Source organism: Gordonibacter pamelaeae, assembly GCF_003340385.1.
Taxonomy (GTDB): domain Bacteria; phylum Actinomycetota; class Coriobacteriia; order Coriobacteriales; family Eggerthellaceae; genus Gordonibacter; species Gordonibacter pamelaeae.
On record NZ_PPTS01000004.1, the window covers coordinates 19,755 to 33,452 of the forward strand.

The 13,698-nt window shown below is 65.5% G+C and carries 12 protein-coding genes; 3 read left to right on the forward strand and 9 right to left on the reverse strand.

Translation table 11 applies throughout. From position 1 onward, the window contains the following. Positions 1–31 precede the first annotated feature (31 nt). A complete protein-coding gene (locus C1877_RS07260; RefSeq protein WP_114568828.1) occupies positions 32–1,273 on the forward strand; it encodes an MFS transporter in 1,242 nt (413 codons plus the stop codon). Positions 1,274–1,416: 143 nt separating this feature from the next. Here the strand turns inward: C1877_RS07260 and C1877_RS07265 are convergent, their stop codons facing one another. The 9 genes from C1877_RS07265 to C1877_RS07305 all read right to left on the reverse strand — a co-directional run bounded on the left by C1877_RS07265 (position 1,417) and on the right by C1877_RS07305 (position 12,686). Continuing rightward, entirely contained in the window at positions 1,417–1,617 is a 201-nt protein-coding gene (locus tag C1877_RS07265; protein ID WP_041239816.1) for a hypothetical protein, read from the reverse strand. Positions 1,618–1,627: 10 nt separating this feature from the next. Continuing rightward, on the reverse strand, positions 1,628–2,062 hold the full coding sequence (locus tag C1877_RS07270) for an FKBP-type peptidyl-prolyl cis-trans isomerase (RefSeq protein WP_041239815.1): 435 nt from the start codon (positions 2,060–2,062) through the stop codon (positions 1,628–1,630). 129 nt (positions 2,063–2,191) lie between these two features. Further along, a complete protein-coding gene (locus C1877_RS15955) occupies positions 2,192–2,695 on the reverse strand; it encodes an oxidoreductase (RefSeq protein WP_096226986.1) in 504 nt (167 codons plus the stop codon). A 1-nt stretch (position 2,696) separates the two neighbouring features. After that, positions 2,697–5,063, reverse strand: coding sequence for a molybdopterin-dependent oxidoreductase (locus C1877_RS07280; protein ID WP_015540506.1), 2,367 nt, complete (start codon positions 5,061–5,063; stop codon positions 2,697–2,699). A gap of 100 nt (positions 5,064–5,163) precedes the next feature. Further along, complete coding sequence (locus C1877_RS07285) at positions 5,164–5,511, reverse strand: 4Fe-4S dicluster domain-containing protein (RefSeq protein ID WP_015540505.1); 348 nt, start codon at positions 5,509–5,511, stop codon at positions 5,164–5,166. Further along, entirely contained in the window at positions 5,512–7,842 is a 2,331-nt protein-coding gene (locus C1877_RS07290; protein ID WP_114568829.1) for a molybdopterin-dependent oxidoreductase, read from the reverse strand. It abuts the gene before it with no gap. Between the two features lie 462 nt (positions 7,843–8,304). Next, positions 8,305–9,510 (reverse strand): MFS transporter, encoded by a 1,206-nt coding sequence (locus C1877_RS07295; protein ID WP_041239814.1) that lies wholly within the window; start codon positions 9,508–9,510, stop codon positions 8,305–8,307. 221 nt (positions 9,511–9,731) lie between these two features. Then, entirely contained in the window at positions 9,732–11,252 is a 1,521-nt protein-coding gene (locus C1877_RS07300) for a LuxR C-terminal-related transcriptional regulator (RefSeq protein WP_015540503.1), read from the reverse strand. A gap of 258 nt (positions 11,253–11,510) precedes the next feature. Continuing rightward, the gene (locus C1877_RS07305; RefSeq protein WP_114568830.1) at positions 11,511–12,686 is read right to left on the reverse strand and encodes an MFS transporter; all 1,176 of its coding nucleotides are present in this window, start codon (positions 12,684–12,686) and stop codon (positions 11,511–11,513) included. Positions 12,687–12,979: 293 nt separating this feature from the next. On the opposite strand from C1877_RS07305, the gene C1877_RS15325 reads away from it, so the two are divergent. Both C1877_RS15325 and C1877_RS07310 read left to right on the forward strand, forming a co-directional pair. Continuing rightward, complete coding sequence (locus C1877_RS15325) at positions 12,980–13,156, forward strand: hypothetical protein (protein WP_015540502.1); 177 nt, start codon at positions 12,980–12,982, stop codon at positions 13,154–13,156. A 64-nt stretch (positions 13,157–13,220) separates the two neighbouring features. Beyond that, the gene (locus C1877_RS07310; RefSeq protein WP_015540501.1) at positions 13,221–13,667 is read left to right on the forward strand and encodes an FKBP-type peptidyl-prolyl cis-trans isomerase; all 447 of its coding nucleotides are present in this window, start codon (positions 13,221–13,223) and stop codon (positions 13,665–13,667) included. The last annotated feature ends 31 nt before the right edge of the window (positions 13,668–13,698 follow it).

The window sequence follows — 13,698 nt, forward strand, 5'->3', positions numbered from 1 at the left end:
GCACGGGGAATCGACCAGCAAGGAGAGGAACATGGGAGAGAAAAGCAAGACCGGCAACGCCTGGGTGAACTTCATCCTCATCTTCGTCATGGGGGCCATCTTCGCCATCGGGTTCTTCAAGGTGCCGCCCGCCATGGGCAGCCTCATGGAGTACTTCCAGTGCGGCCTGGGCGAGGCGGGCTGGTTCATGTCGGCGTGCTCCGTGGCCGGCACCGTCATCGCGTTCGCAACCGGCGCCATCCAGACGAAGATCGGGCCGAAGGGCATGCTCATCGCCGCGCTGGTGTGCATGGCGCTCGACTCGCTCGTGGGCGTGCTCGCCCCGAACGTCGAGGTGTTCATCGCATCGCGCTTCATCGGCGGCTTGGGCAACGGCTTTCTGGCCACGGCCGGCCCCACGCTCATCGCGCTCTTGTTCAAGGATCCCGCCAAGCGCGGCCTGCCGAACTCCATCTGGGCCTGCTGGACGGCGGCCGGATCGCTCATCATGCTGAACTCCTATGCGTTCATCTTGGGCGCCACCGGCAGCTGGCAGGGCGTGTGGTGGGTGTGCCTGGCCATCGTGGTGGTTGGCCTCGTGCTCACCGTGTTCGGCATCCGCGTCGACCATGCCGAGGAGATGCAGATGGTGGCCGCCGGCGGCGACGTCAAGCCGTGGGCCGGCCTCACGTCCCTGAACTCGTGGCTGCTCGTGATCGTGTTCGCCTGCTTCGCGTTCATCTTCTCGGTATGGTCGGCCATGGCGCCCACCTACCTGCAGACGCCGCTCGTGGGCATGGACATGGCCGCTGCGAACTCCGTGTCGTCCATCACCACCGTCACCGGCATCGTGGGCTCGCTCATCATCGGCGTGGTGCTCACGAAGGTGAGGAACCAGCCGCTCGTGCTCGTGGGCACCATGGTGCTCTGCACCGTGGCCGGCGTGATCCAGTTCGTGTTCACCGGCCAGGCGGCGATCATCGTGGTGGCCGTGCTCGTGGGCCTGTTCACGAACATCGTGCCGCCCGCGCTGTTCTCGAACGCGCAGTGGGCCGCGAAGACCCCGGCCGGCGTGGCGCTGGTCATGGCCGCACTGCCCATCGGCTCGAACTTCGGCGGCATCCCCGCCGCCCCCATCGCCGGCGCCATCGTGGAGTCCACGGGCAGCTGGGCCATGGTGGCCGTGCCGCTGGGCATCGTGGGCGCCGTCGGACTGGTGTGCGCCGTCGTGTTCATGGCACGCTGCGGCAAGTACGCGATGGGCGCCGCGAAGTCCGGCAGCGACGCGCAGTAGGGCGACGGGCACCGGGGAGGCGTGAGACACCCCTTCCATCCCCCAACGTTTCGCGGGCCCCGGCGCCTCCCCTGGACGCCGCAACCGCCGAAACCAGAGCGGGCCGCAGGTTCAACCTGCGGCCCGCTTGCGTTGGGGGGCTTTCAGTTCCGACCTTCGGAGTCAGCCTCCGCCTTGGTTCCCACCGGGGCGAAGGCGGAGGCGCCGCAGTCGCGGCAGATGCCGGTGGCGGGGTCGACGTCGCCGCCGCAGGCAAGGCAGGGTATGGTCGGGGGCGGAGTGTAGAGCGGGCTGTCCGGGTCGAACTTGCCGCAGCGGCCGCACATCGTACAGGGGTAGCACATGGAGCGCCGCCTATTCCAAACCCACGAGCTCGACCCAGTATTCAAGCGTTTTGCCCGCGTATGGATGGTTGAGGTCGATCTTCACGGCGTCCTCGGTCGCATCGACGATCGAGGCCGGCTTGGCCGCAAGGCCGTCGGCGCTTTGCCACATGACCATCGAGCCCTCCTTTAGGTCGTAACCATGGTCGAGCACCGAGCGCGGGTACCATTGCACGAGCTTCGGATCCGCCGCACCGTAGCCCTCCTCCGGAGGAATCACGAGCGTGCAGCTCTCGCCCACTTCCAGCATGAGCAATGCCCGCTCGACCCCCTTCGGAACCCGGTGCCCGCCGATGCGCACGGCGAGCGGCTCCCCGTCGGATCGGTCGTCGCAAGGGCGATCCCCTCGCACGCCGCCCCGGTAGCGGATGTAAGCCGTCCTGCCCAAACGATCAGTATCCTCCATGGTATCCCGCCTTTCTCATGCGTTGCCCCGTCAGCACCCCCTCCTCATGCAGCAAGGGCCGGCACAGCCCAGCCCGTGGCCGCCGGCCCGGAGGAACCCGGGCCGGCGGCGGGGATGCTTCGCCCTGACCTACAAGATATCCTCGATCACATCCGACTCGTCTATCTCGCCCACCTTGGCATCGTGGCGGTGTGCGCCGAACGCGGCCACGCCGGTGGCCTTCACCTCCACATGCGCCGCCTGGTGCGCATCGCCCTTGTCCACGTGCACGAACTCCCCGCGCGCCTCACGCGGGAGGTACTGCGGCACGATCAGCAGCTGCTTGGGCTTGTCGGCCAACCGTTTCGCCAGCTCCTCCACCTCGCCGTAGCACATAACATTAGCCAGGCAGTGGTGCACGCAGATCGGCTCGCGGCCTCGCTCCGTGCGGTCGGCGCACAGGTCGCACAGATCGGTGGGCAGCGGGAAGTAGTTGAAGTTCCAGTTGTCCTCGTCAATGGCCCACGGCCCGTCCGCATGGACCGCGATGCCGGTCTTTCCCACCGGGTAGCCGTGCTCCTCTTTGCACGACACTTGGCACGAGCCGCAGTTCGTGCAGTACTCGTAGTCGATCAGAAGTCCGTACGTTGCCATATCACACCAGCTTTCCGAATTTTTCCCAGACGACGGCCATATCGGTGTCGTAGCTCTCAGAGACGGGCTCGATGTTGCATATCAGGCACTTGTTGGGCGCGCCGAATCCCAGCTTGCCCATATGCCCGTTGGGAAGCAGGTTGTTGATGTTGCAGCGGAAGTTGCCGTACAGGTTGGGCTCGCTGCCGTCCTCTTCGGGGAACCACCAGCCATGCTGCGCGTGCACGGTCTTCTCGTCGACGATCTCGGACACCCGCGCCTTCATGAAGCACTCGCCGAACATGTTCCACATGCGCACCCATTGCCCGTCGCTCACGCCGTAGCGCTGGGCTGTCACCGGGTTGATCTCCATGATGGGGTCGGGGTTCAACTCGCGCAGATAGGGGATCTGGCGATGCTCGGAATGGAAGAAGGCCGTGGTGCGGGCACCCGTCGTCAGGACGAGCGGGTACTCCTCGGCCAGCTCGGGCTTACTCACCGGGCTGAACTCCGGTTCGATGTAGAACGGCAGCGGGTCCTCGCCGAACTGGTTGTACGCGGTCGACCACAGCTCCACGCGCCCGGTGGGTGTGGCGAAGCCGGGCTGGCCGTCGGGACGCAGCAACCCCTTCTCGTACTTGTAGTAGTCGATGGGCACCTGCGCCACCACGCACTGCGATACGCGGTCGAAGTACTCCCCGTGCTCTTCGACGCCCAAGCGGAACGCCTCCACCAGCTCGTGCTCGTTCGCCCACTTCTCGAAGCGCTCGGGATGCAGGTACTTGCCCAGACGGTACGCCAGTTCCATGTCGGAGGGCAGGTTGCCGCAGTCGATGGCCTTGTGCATGAACCCGGCCGTGACCGTGCAGGGCGCATAGTGCGTGAACACCGTGCCCTCGCGCTCGGCCACCGTGGCGATAGGCAGGAACAGGTCGCAGGTCGCCTGGATCGACGCGTTCATGAACGTGTCGATGCCGATGCAGAACTCCAGCGACCGCAGCAGCGCGGCGCGCCAGCGCTTCGGCTCCATGGAGCAGTTCGTCAGCGCGTTGTCGCCCATGTAGAAGCCCATGCGGATAGGATACGGCTCGTCGGTCTCGAGCGTCTCGAGCATGCGGTCAACCTGCGAGTTCAAGATCATGTTGCAGTAGGCCGGGTACTCGGCCATGCCGATCATCTTCTGGAACAGCTCGTCGGGTATGCACTCCTTGTACCCGAAGCCCAGCTCGTTGTGGCCCGCATCCGAACCGGGCAGCAGCTGGCCGCCGGGGCGGTCCAGGTTGCCGGTGATGGCCTGCAACGAGATGATGCACTGGCTGTTCTGCATGCCGTCGGTCTTCTGATCGACGGCAAGGCCCCATAGGATGGCGGCCGGCTTGGCCGTGGCGTACATGCGGGCGGCGGCGTAGATCTTCTCCACCGGCACCTGGCAGATCTCGGCGGCCTTCTCGGGCGGCATCGTGCGCACGCGCTCGGCCAGCTGGTCGAAGCCGTAGCACCAGTACTCTACGAAGTCGTGGTCGTAGAGGTCCTCCTCGATGATGATGTCCAGCATGGCCATGGCGAGCGCGGTGTCGGTGCCGCTGCGCAGCTGCAGGAGGATGTCGGCGCGGGCGGACAGCCAGTTCACGCGCGGGTCGATCTGGATGATGCGCATGCCGCGACGCATGGCGTCGACCACCGCATGGCCGAAGAAGCCGTCGGGGTTCGACTCGAGCGGCGCCTTGCCCCATATGACCAGGCATTCCGTTAGCTCGTAGCGCTCGTCGTCCCAGCGCCCGGGCAGCGCGCCGGAATAATCCCATTCGGCGTACGTCGTTCCCGTGATGTAGGCCGCCGCTGCCAAGCGCGGGGTGTAGCAGGCGTAGCCCGACTGCATGTAGCAGTAGTTCGGGGTGCCGAACACCATGGTGGGGTACAGCGACATCGTGCCGCCCTCGCGACCGGTGCCCGACATGCCGATGATGGATTCGGGACCGTACTCGGCGCAGATGCGCTCGTAGTTCTCCTTCACGATGCCGAAGGCCTCGTCCCACGAGCACTCTTCCCAGGCATCGGCCTTGCCGCGGTCGGCGCGGTCGCGCTTGAGCGGCACGAGGATGCGCGCCGGATTGTACACGTAGTCCTTCAGCGCGATGCACCGCGGGCACAAACGTCCCTGCGTGACCGGATGGTTCTCGTCTCCCTCGACCTTGACCAAGCGGCCCTCGTCGTTCACATAAAGCTTGAGGCCGCATCCCACGGGATGGCACCCGGGGGGCGACCACGGGCAGGTGCGCGTCACGGTGAGCCCGTCTTCCTCGTAGCGCCAGGGCTTGCCCAGGTCGTTCACGTCCGCGAGCGTTTCGAGCCTCACCGCTTCGGCGGCCTTGTAGTCTTCTTCCCGCATCTCACTCTCCTTCTCGTTTGCCTTGCTGCCTTTGCCGGCCTGCGGGACGGGGGACGGCCCAAGCCGTGCCCCGCCGCCTTCCGCAGGCCGCGCGCAAGCCCTAGTACCGGTAGGGCTTCGGGGCGAACAGCACCTGGTTGGGCTTCTCCGCAAGCTCCCGCGCCAACTCCTCCACCGGCCCGTACTGCATGACGCCGGCCAGGCAGTGGTGCACGCAGCTGGGCTGCTTGCCCTTGGCCGTGCGTTCGGCGCACAGGTCGCACAGGCGGGTGGGAACGGGGATCTTGTTCCAGTTGAACTTCCCGTCCGAGCACTCCCACGGGCCGTCGTCGAGCAGGTGGATGCCCCACTGCCCCACGGGGATGCGGTGCTCTTCCTTGCAGGCAACCTCGCACGACTGGCATCCCGTGCAGAACTCGTAGTCGATCAGCAAACCGTAGGCGCCCATCTATTTCACCAACTTTCCGAATCGATCCCACACCTCTTGCAGGTCGGTGTCGTAGTTCCTCTCTGCCGGCTTCACGCTGCACAGCAGGCACTTGAACGGCGAGCCGAAACCCAGCTTGCCAATGTACTTGTGCGGCACGAGCTCGTTGATGTTAGAGCGCCACACCTCGTAGAGGCTCGGCTCCTCGCCGTCCTTCTCGGGGAACCAGAAGCCATGCTGGGCATGCACCACGCCGGGCTTCACGATCTGCGAAACCTTGGCCTTGAGCACGCACTTCCCGAAGGGGTTCTCCACCTCGACCCACTGACCGTCGGCCACGCCGAAGCGCAGGGCGTCGTCGGGGTTGATCTCGATGAGGGGATCCGGGTTCATCTCGCGCAGGTAGGGAATCTGCTTGCCCTCGGAGTGGAAGTAGCAGTACGTGCGCGCACCGGTGGTCAGCACGAGCGGGAATTGCTCGGCGAGCTCGGGCGTGGACACGGGACTTAGCTGGGGCTCCTCGTAATAGGGCAGCGGGTCCTCGCCGAACTGGCGGAACATCGTCGAGTACAGCTCCACGCGGCCCGTCGGCGTGTTGAAGCCCGGCTTGCCGTCGGGGCGCAGCTTGCCCGACTCGTACTTGCGGTAGGACAGCGTCTCCACTTTCTGGTGCACCACTTCCTCGCGCAGCTCCGCGAACGTCTGCTTGTTGTTCAGGCGGTAGTACTCGAGGAAGTCGTAGTAGTCTTCGAAGCGCTCGTAGTTCTCGGGCATGCAGCGCTTGCCGATCTCGTACATGATCTCGCAGTCGCCCTTGCCCTCGCCCACCGTGATCGACTTGTTCACGGCACCGGCCATGATGGGCGACGCGCCGTAGTGCGTGTACACCACGGTGTCGTGCTCGACCGTGGTCGAAAGCGGAAGGAACAGCTCGCAGCACGCCTGGATGGTGGGCGTCATCCACACGTCGATGCCGAAGCACCACTCCAGGTTCTTCACCATGGCGTCGTGCCAGCGCTTGGGCTGCGCGGCGCAGGTGCCGGCGAGGAAGTTCGTGTCCTCGAAGCCGCCCATCTTGAACGCGTACGGCTCGCCTGTCTCCAGCGCATCGAGCACCATGTCGCATTGGGCGTTCAGCACGAGCCCCACGTAGGCCGGGTACTCCTTGATGCCCATGATCTTGCCCTGCAGCTCCGGGCCCAGGTTGTTCCAGCCGAAGCCGAGCTCCAGCCCGTCGTTCACATCGCCGATGAGCTGCCCGCCCGGCACGTCGATGTTGCCGGTGATAGCCTCGAGCGCCAACACGCAGTGGCCGGCCTGCACGCCGTTGGACTTCTGGTCGATGGCCAGGCCCCAGGCGATCTGCGCGGGCTTCGACGTGGCGTACACGCGCGCCGCCTCGCGGATGAGGTCGGCATCGATGCCGCAGATCCCGGCGGCCTTCTCCACCGGCATGTCCCGCACGCGCTCGGCCAGCTGGTCGAAGCCGTAGCACCACTTGTCCACGAAGTCGTGGTCGTAGAGGTCCTCGGAGATGATGACGTTCAGCATGGCCATGCCGAGCGCGGCATCGGTGCCGGGACGTAGGCGCAGGTGCCAATCGGCGCGCGTGGCCACCCAGTTCACACGCGGATCGATGCTCATGAGCTTCGCGCCGCGGCGCATCATGTCAATGGCCGCATGGCCGAACAGGCCGTCGCCGTTGGACGGCAGCGGCTCCTTGCCCCAGAACACGATGAGCTCCGGCAACGTGAACGCCGGATCGTCGTAGCGGCCGGGCAGTCCGCCGGCGTAGTCCATCTCGGGGTAGGTCGCGCCCAGCACGTAGGTGGTGCCGGCCACGCGCGGAATGTAGCACGAGTAGCCCGATTGCGTGTAGCATGCGTTCGGCGTGCCGAGCGCCGAATGAGCGTATGCCGGCAGCATGGGGCCGCCCTCGCGGCCAGTGCCGCCCATGAGCAGGATGGACTCGGCGCCATAGGTCTCCTTGTAGTAAGCAACCTTCTCCGCAATCAGGTCGAATGCCTCGTCCCACGAGATGCGCTCCCATTTGTCCTTGCCGCGGTCCTCGCGGGCGCGCTTCATCGGGTAGCGCATGCGGTCGGGGTTGTACACGTAGTCGGGGATCGTCAGGCACCGTACGCACAGGCGTCCGTTCGTGATCGGATGGTTCTCGTCGCCTTCCACCTTCACCAGCTCGCCCGCATCGTTCACGTAGGTTTTGATGCCGCAGCCGGTAGGATGGCAGCCCGGTGGCGACCAGGCACAGCCGCGTATGACGGTGAGGCCGTCCTCCTCGTAGCGCCACGGCTTGCCGAGGTCGGACGTTCCCTGGCCTTTGAAAATCTTCATGCCCTCTCCTCTTCTCGTCTTTGCATGTCGGCCGTCGGCCGACGCTCCGGCCTACGGGCCGGGCGCGGCGCGAAGCGGCCACGCGCGCCTTCCGGCAGGGGGAGCCCCGGCCGAGCCGCAGCCGGGCATGCCGTCAAGGCTTCGATGATGCTCCTTTCCTTGTCTCGAGCGCCGACGGGCGCGACGCCCCGCTCGGCACAGCGCGCCCCCGCACGATCCGGCTCGCGGCAACGCTGCCTGCATGGCCCCTGCGATGGGGAACATGGCACTGACTGCAATCTAGGCCGCAAACACCCGGCTGGGAATCGTACGCGAATTGCGAAAAACGCCGATACGGCGGGAAACCCCTCGTACTCCACGTCCGAATGACGGTATGGCGACAACGTCTTACCTGATCAGATCGCTGAAAAAGAAACGGTCCCTCGAAAGGGACCGTTTCCGCCGTGCAGCGCCTCGATGCGGCTAGCGCAGCTTGCGCAGGCCGATGAAGAAGATGACGATGCAGATGAGGTAGCATGGCACGAGCACGGCATACGATGCCGTCGCCCATCCGAACGCCGCAACGGCGTTGCCCATGAACATGGCGCCCACGAACATGCCGAGGTTCTGCGTGGTGGCCACGAGCCCGTTCGCCACGGGGACGTCGTCGGGGTCTACCGTGTCGGGCGTGGCCGCCCAGATGATCGAGGGCACGAAGCCGCCCGCGATGCCGGCGAGGATCATGATGCCCCAGTACAGCTCAGGCACCTGGCAGGTGAACACCACGGCGGTGTAGGCCACGCCGCCGATGAGAGCGAACAGCAGCACCCACTTGCGCGTCTTCAGCCAGTCGGAGATCTTGCCGCACAGCGGCGCGCAGATAGCGCCCGCCACGCCGAACGCCGAGGCGATGCCCGTGGCCCACACCAGCGTCGTCGCCAGCTGCTCGGTCAGGTACGTGGTCAAGAAGCCGTTGATGGCCATGAACGCAGCCTCGTCGAAGAAGAAGATCATACCGAGCGCCCAGAGCATCGGGTTCTTGAGGGCGCGCTTGAAGTCGGCCTTGCCGGCTACCTGGTCCTCCTCGGTCTGATAAGGCCTTTCCGGCTCGCGGTAGAAGACGACGAACACGATGCCCACCACGATGTCGAACACGAACGTGCCCCACCACACGGTCTGCCAGGGCAGGGCGAGCGTGTCCACCACGTACCCGTAGAGCACCGGGCAGATGCACATGGCAAGCGCCACCCACATGGCCCAGATGCCCAGCGGGAAGCCGCGTTTCTCGGGGGCGAACCATGGGGCGATGGCCGAGGCGCCCGCCACGCCCATGACGCCCATGCCGGCGCCCTCGAGGAACCGGCTGACCATGAACACGGTCACGTTTTCGGTGAGCGCACCCATCACCGAACCTACTGCGGCGCAGCCGATGGCTATGAGCACGACGTTGCGTATGCCCAGCTTGTTGATGAGACCCGCCGTGGGGAACGCCATGACGAAGCCGAGCACGTAGAACAGGGCGATTACCCATCCCAAGGTGTCGGGACCGAACCCGAACGTCTGCATGACGACCGGCGCGAGCGCGGTCACCTTGGCCATGTTGGCCGGGGCGGTGAAGCCGGCCAAAAACGTCACGGCCAGCACGACCCAGCCGTAACTTGAGTCCGTACTCTTGGTTTTTACTGCCATAAGAGCCCTCCTTCGAGAATGACCGCCATGTCTCCCCTTCGTTTATGGCTCCCCCATAAACAAGATCGCCGCCAGGGCCGCAGAGCCCGGAGCACAGCGCGATTATTCCGCGCAGGAAGGTCGCCTGTGAATTGGCCGCAAATGAGGAAAAGACGCTCGCCGCGGGTAATGAGGCGGCACTACGCGGTCTCATGCCGCCCGTACGAGGCCTCGCACCAACGTCACAACGCGCTTGAGGCGGAGACCTGCTCGGACAGACCGCCCGAGGCCTCCTCGTCGACAGGCACCTCGATATCCTCGATGAAGTCGAGCAGCTCTTGGCGCGAGTGGATGCCGAACTTGCGGTAGATGTTGTAGATGTGCGTCTTGGCGGTGGACTGCGAGATGTAGAACGTGTCCGTGATGTACTTGGCGTCACGTCCCTTGAGCAAGATCTGCAGTATCTCCCGCTCGCGCGGGGAAAGTCCGTAGCGCTCGCAGGCGATCGCCCTCTTCTGCTGCCACAGCGTCTTACGCTGGCCCTCGTACTCGAGGTGCGCGCGCGTCTCGTCGTCGAGCCCTGTCTCGATGACCGGCTCGAACGGGTATATCTGGTAGTTCACGCGTATCTGCATCCAGGCGCACACCACGGCTGCCGCCACGCAGGTGGCGTACAGCGCCGAGGGGCTGCCTTCCGACGCCAGGCCGCCAACTGAGAAGAGGACGCCCCCGGCGAAGATGCCCGCGAAGAACACCGAGCCCTCCTGCCCGAACAGCCATACCGGCGAGATCATGTCGAAGCGCGACGTCTCCACCACCGCATTCAAGAGGACGATGACGTTGAGGCTGACGAAACAGGTGTAGAGGCAGACGAGCCCGAGCTGCACCTCGCTGGGAACGGCGGGCAGCGGAAGCAGCAGCAGGGCAGCCGCGAACGCAGGGCTCTTCTTCAGCGCCTCCTTGTAGGTGCGCTCGTCGGTCTGCTCCAAGAGCAGCGAGAAGATGCCCGCGAGCCCAACCGAGGCGCCAAGCGCCACGAGGGCGACATCGGGGGGATAGCCGAGGAAGAACGCGAGCAGCGAGCCGCCGAGCATGAACCCCAGCATGAGCAGCGTGTGGTTGTTGCCCTTCACCTTGATGCTGCGCCGTTTGGAGTCCTCCGCGCCCACCAAATCGCTGTAGCGGTAGGGCTTGCGGGAGAACAGGAGCGAGAGGGCGGCGCAGAGCGCCACGGCCACGAACAGCATGGCATAGGCGTACCAGAAACCCATCTGCGAGAGCACCAGCAACATGACGCCCACGTACATGAACGCAAGGTCGAACACGAGCATGAGCGCCCGCCGTGCCAACCGCTCGAGGAAGCGCCCGTACAAGAAGGCCGTCGCCACGACCCCGACCCCGGCGAGCGAGGCCGCGGCAAGCGGGAGCCCGAAACCGAGCGCGCCCATGGCCGCGAGCGAGGCGATCGTCTGGACGGCGAGGGTCGCGCGCCTCCCCGCCCCGGACTGCAGTGCATCGCAGGCAAGCTGGCCCGCGCGGAGGGCCACGGCTGCAACGAGCGCCATGGACACGGCGACGACGCTGCCGTGTACGAGGCCAGGTGATGCGCACAGCGCCGCAACGAGGATCAGCGCGGCGTTGCCCACGCCCACGCCGAAGCCAAGACAGCCGTCCACGAGCACGGCCTCGAAATCCCCGCCGTTCTCCCCGATGGGCTTGGCGGGCGCCTCGCAGACATCCTCGCAAGAATACGAAGTATCCATAGCGGTCCCCCTACCTGCGCGAAACTTATATACCAGCGGCAAGATCAGGTTAAAAGCCTGATCATTTGCCCTTTCACCTTACGGCATCGAACGTTTCAGCCACCGGAGAACAACGCGGTTTTTCGGCGGCGGCGCCCTCGAGGCACGCTCATTACACTCACGCGGGCCTCATCCCCGCCTTCGACTTTACTATCCTGCGCCTGGTCAAACCATCGTACGCGAAGTATGAAACGATTTGCCCGCCTCCTAAGCGAGGTGCTAGCGCATGCGGCAGAGGGCAAGGAGGATCGTGCCCGCAAGCCCGAGCCCCATGAGCACGCCGCCCGCAAGGAACCAATGATCCAAGGACGGGCCGAGGAGCATCTGGACGAGGAACGTTCCCAGGAACTGGCCGACCCCTTGGACCGTGACCATGAGGCCCATGCCGACCGAGGCGAGCTCGGGACGCGGGACGAGCCCTACGAACCCCGATAAGAACAGCCCCACGCCGCCCATGCCGACCAAGCCCATCACCGCCACGGCAATCAACATGAGAGCGCCCGTATCGGTATACAGGAGGAAGGTGCACGGCCCCATCACGGCCGATGCCGCGACCAGCAGGGCCTTACGCCGTCCCCTGCGATCCGAGATCGCCCCGAACAAGGGCGAGGACGCCACCGATAGCAGCATGGGAGCCGTGCTGACGAGCCCCGACCAGGTAGGGTCGACACCCTGCATCTGCAGGATCGTCGGAACGAAGGAGAGCACGGCCAGGAGGCAGACGTTGAACATCGCGAAGCCTCCGAGAAAAAGCAGGATGTCGCGCGTCAGCAGCATCCGCCAAAGCCCCCACGCGGCGCAACCGCGGGATCGTCCGGACGCGGCACCGCTTTTTGCAGCCTTCGCCTCCTCGGCCGCCGTCCGGGCGCGCGGCATCCTGATGGCCGCCAGAACGAGCACGGCGGCCAGGACGGCGCCGACGGCGAACACCGTCCACACTCCCGCGAACCCCATCGCCTCGAACACGGTAGGCGTCACCACGGCCGCCGCCGTGGAGCCCACGCAACCCCAAACGCCCCAGATGCCCATGGCCGTGCCCACCTTGTCCGAATCCACGCACGCCCTGACTACCAAGGGCCCGCACGTGGTCAGAATCGTCAGGGCGACCCCTTCCACCGCACGCGAGGCGACGAGCGCCGCGCTCGAGCCCGCAGCCAGCCCGATACACGATCCGGTCACGGCGATGCCCAACGCCGCAACCATCATGTTCTTCGCGCCGAACCGCTGCGCCAGCAACCCGGACGGCAATACCGCGAACACGCTCGCCAGCGTGAATATCGACATGAGCCAGGAAGCCGCCTCGGCATCCATGGCGAAAAGCGCCATGAGAGAGCTTAGGATGGTGGGAACCTTGTATTGGATCATGGCAACCGCGACGCCGGCAGCCAGCAGCACCGTCCCAACCCGAACGGGACTTCGATAGGCGCCCTTCTTCTCCCGACGGCCTGCTTCCCTGTCCGCGCAGACTCCTCTCTCGATGGTTCGAGAACACGATAGGCGATCGCTCGGCCGCCCGCTATCGAAAGGGAAGTCCGATATCGGCTGGTCGTCTCATACTTCACATACGATAGGCATGCCGTGCGCTTACGTTTACCATCTGATCCAAGCGGAACCGGGATACCAACCGTTGTCGTTCGGGACGGCCGCCCGGCTTCCCCGTGCAACCCCCGCGACAAGGAGGAGAAAACATGGCAGACGAGAAGAAGCCCGTTCAAGACGAGACGGCCGAAAAGAACAAGGAGGCGAAGGCTCCCGTCAGCGAGATCTGCGGGAATGCGGAAGAGGGCGCAGCGGCGCTCGTGGACGACGACAGCGAGATCAGGCCCGTCGAGGGATTCTTCCTCACGTCGCAGCGCTGGCATTAGACGCAGGGCAGCGGATGGCCGCGAGTCGAGAAGGGCCACGTGTCCGGAACAAGGAGGCTTCACCATGCCGAGCAAAGGGCAACGCGTCCGATTCCTGTACCGGGGGAGCTTCCCCGACGGGAGGACGTTCGACGACTGCAAGGGCGTGCCGCACGAGATCGTGCTCGGGCGCAGGCAGGTCATGAAGGCGCTCGAGGAGACGCTTTCCGCCATGGAGCCGGGCGAGGAGCGCATCTTGGAGCTCTCCCCCGCCGAGGCGTACGGCGCCTACGACGAATCGGCGCTGCAGCGCGTGCCCACCTACCGTATTCCGAACGGGGAGAACCTGCCCGTGGGGCAGATGATCGCCTGGAAGACGCCGCGCAGCGCCGAGCCGGTGCCCGCCACCGTCGTGAGTGTAGAGAACCAAGTGGCGACGCTCGACTTCAATCATCCCCTCGCCGGGAAGGACCTCGTCTACTGGGTCAAGCTCATCGACGTTGTGCCGGCGGCGGGCGATCCGACCGCCTGACGATGCACAAGGGCGGTAGCCCGCACTCCGA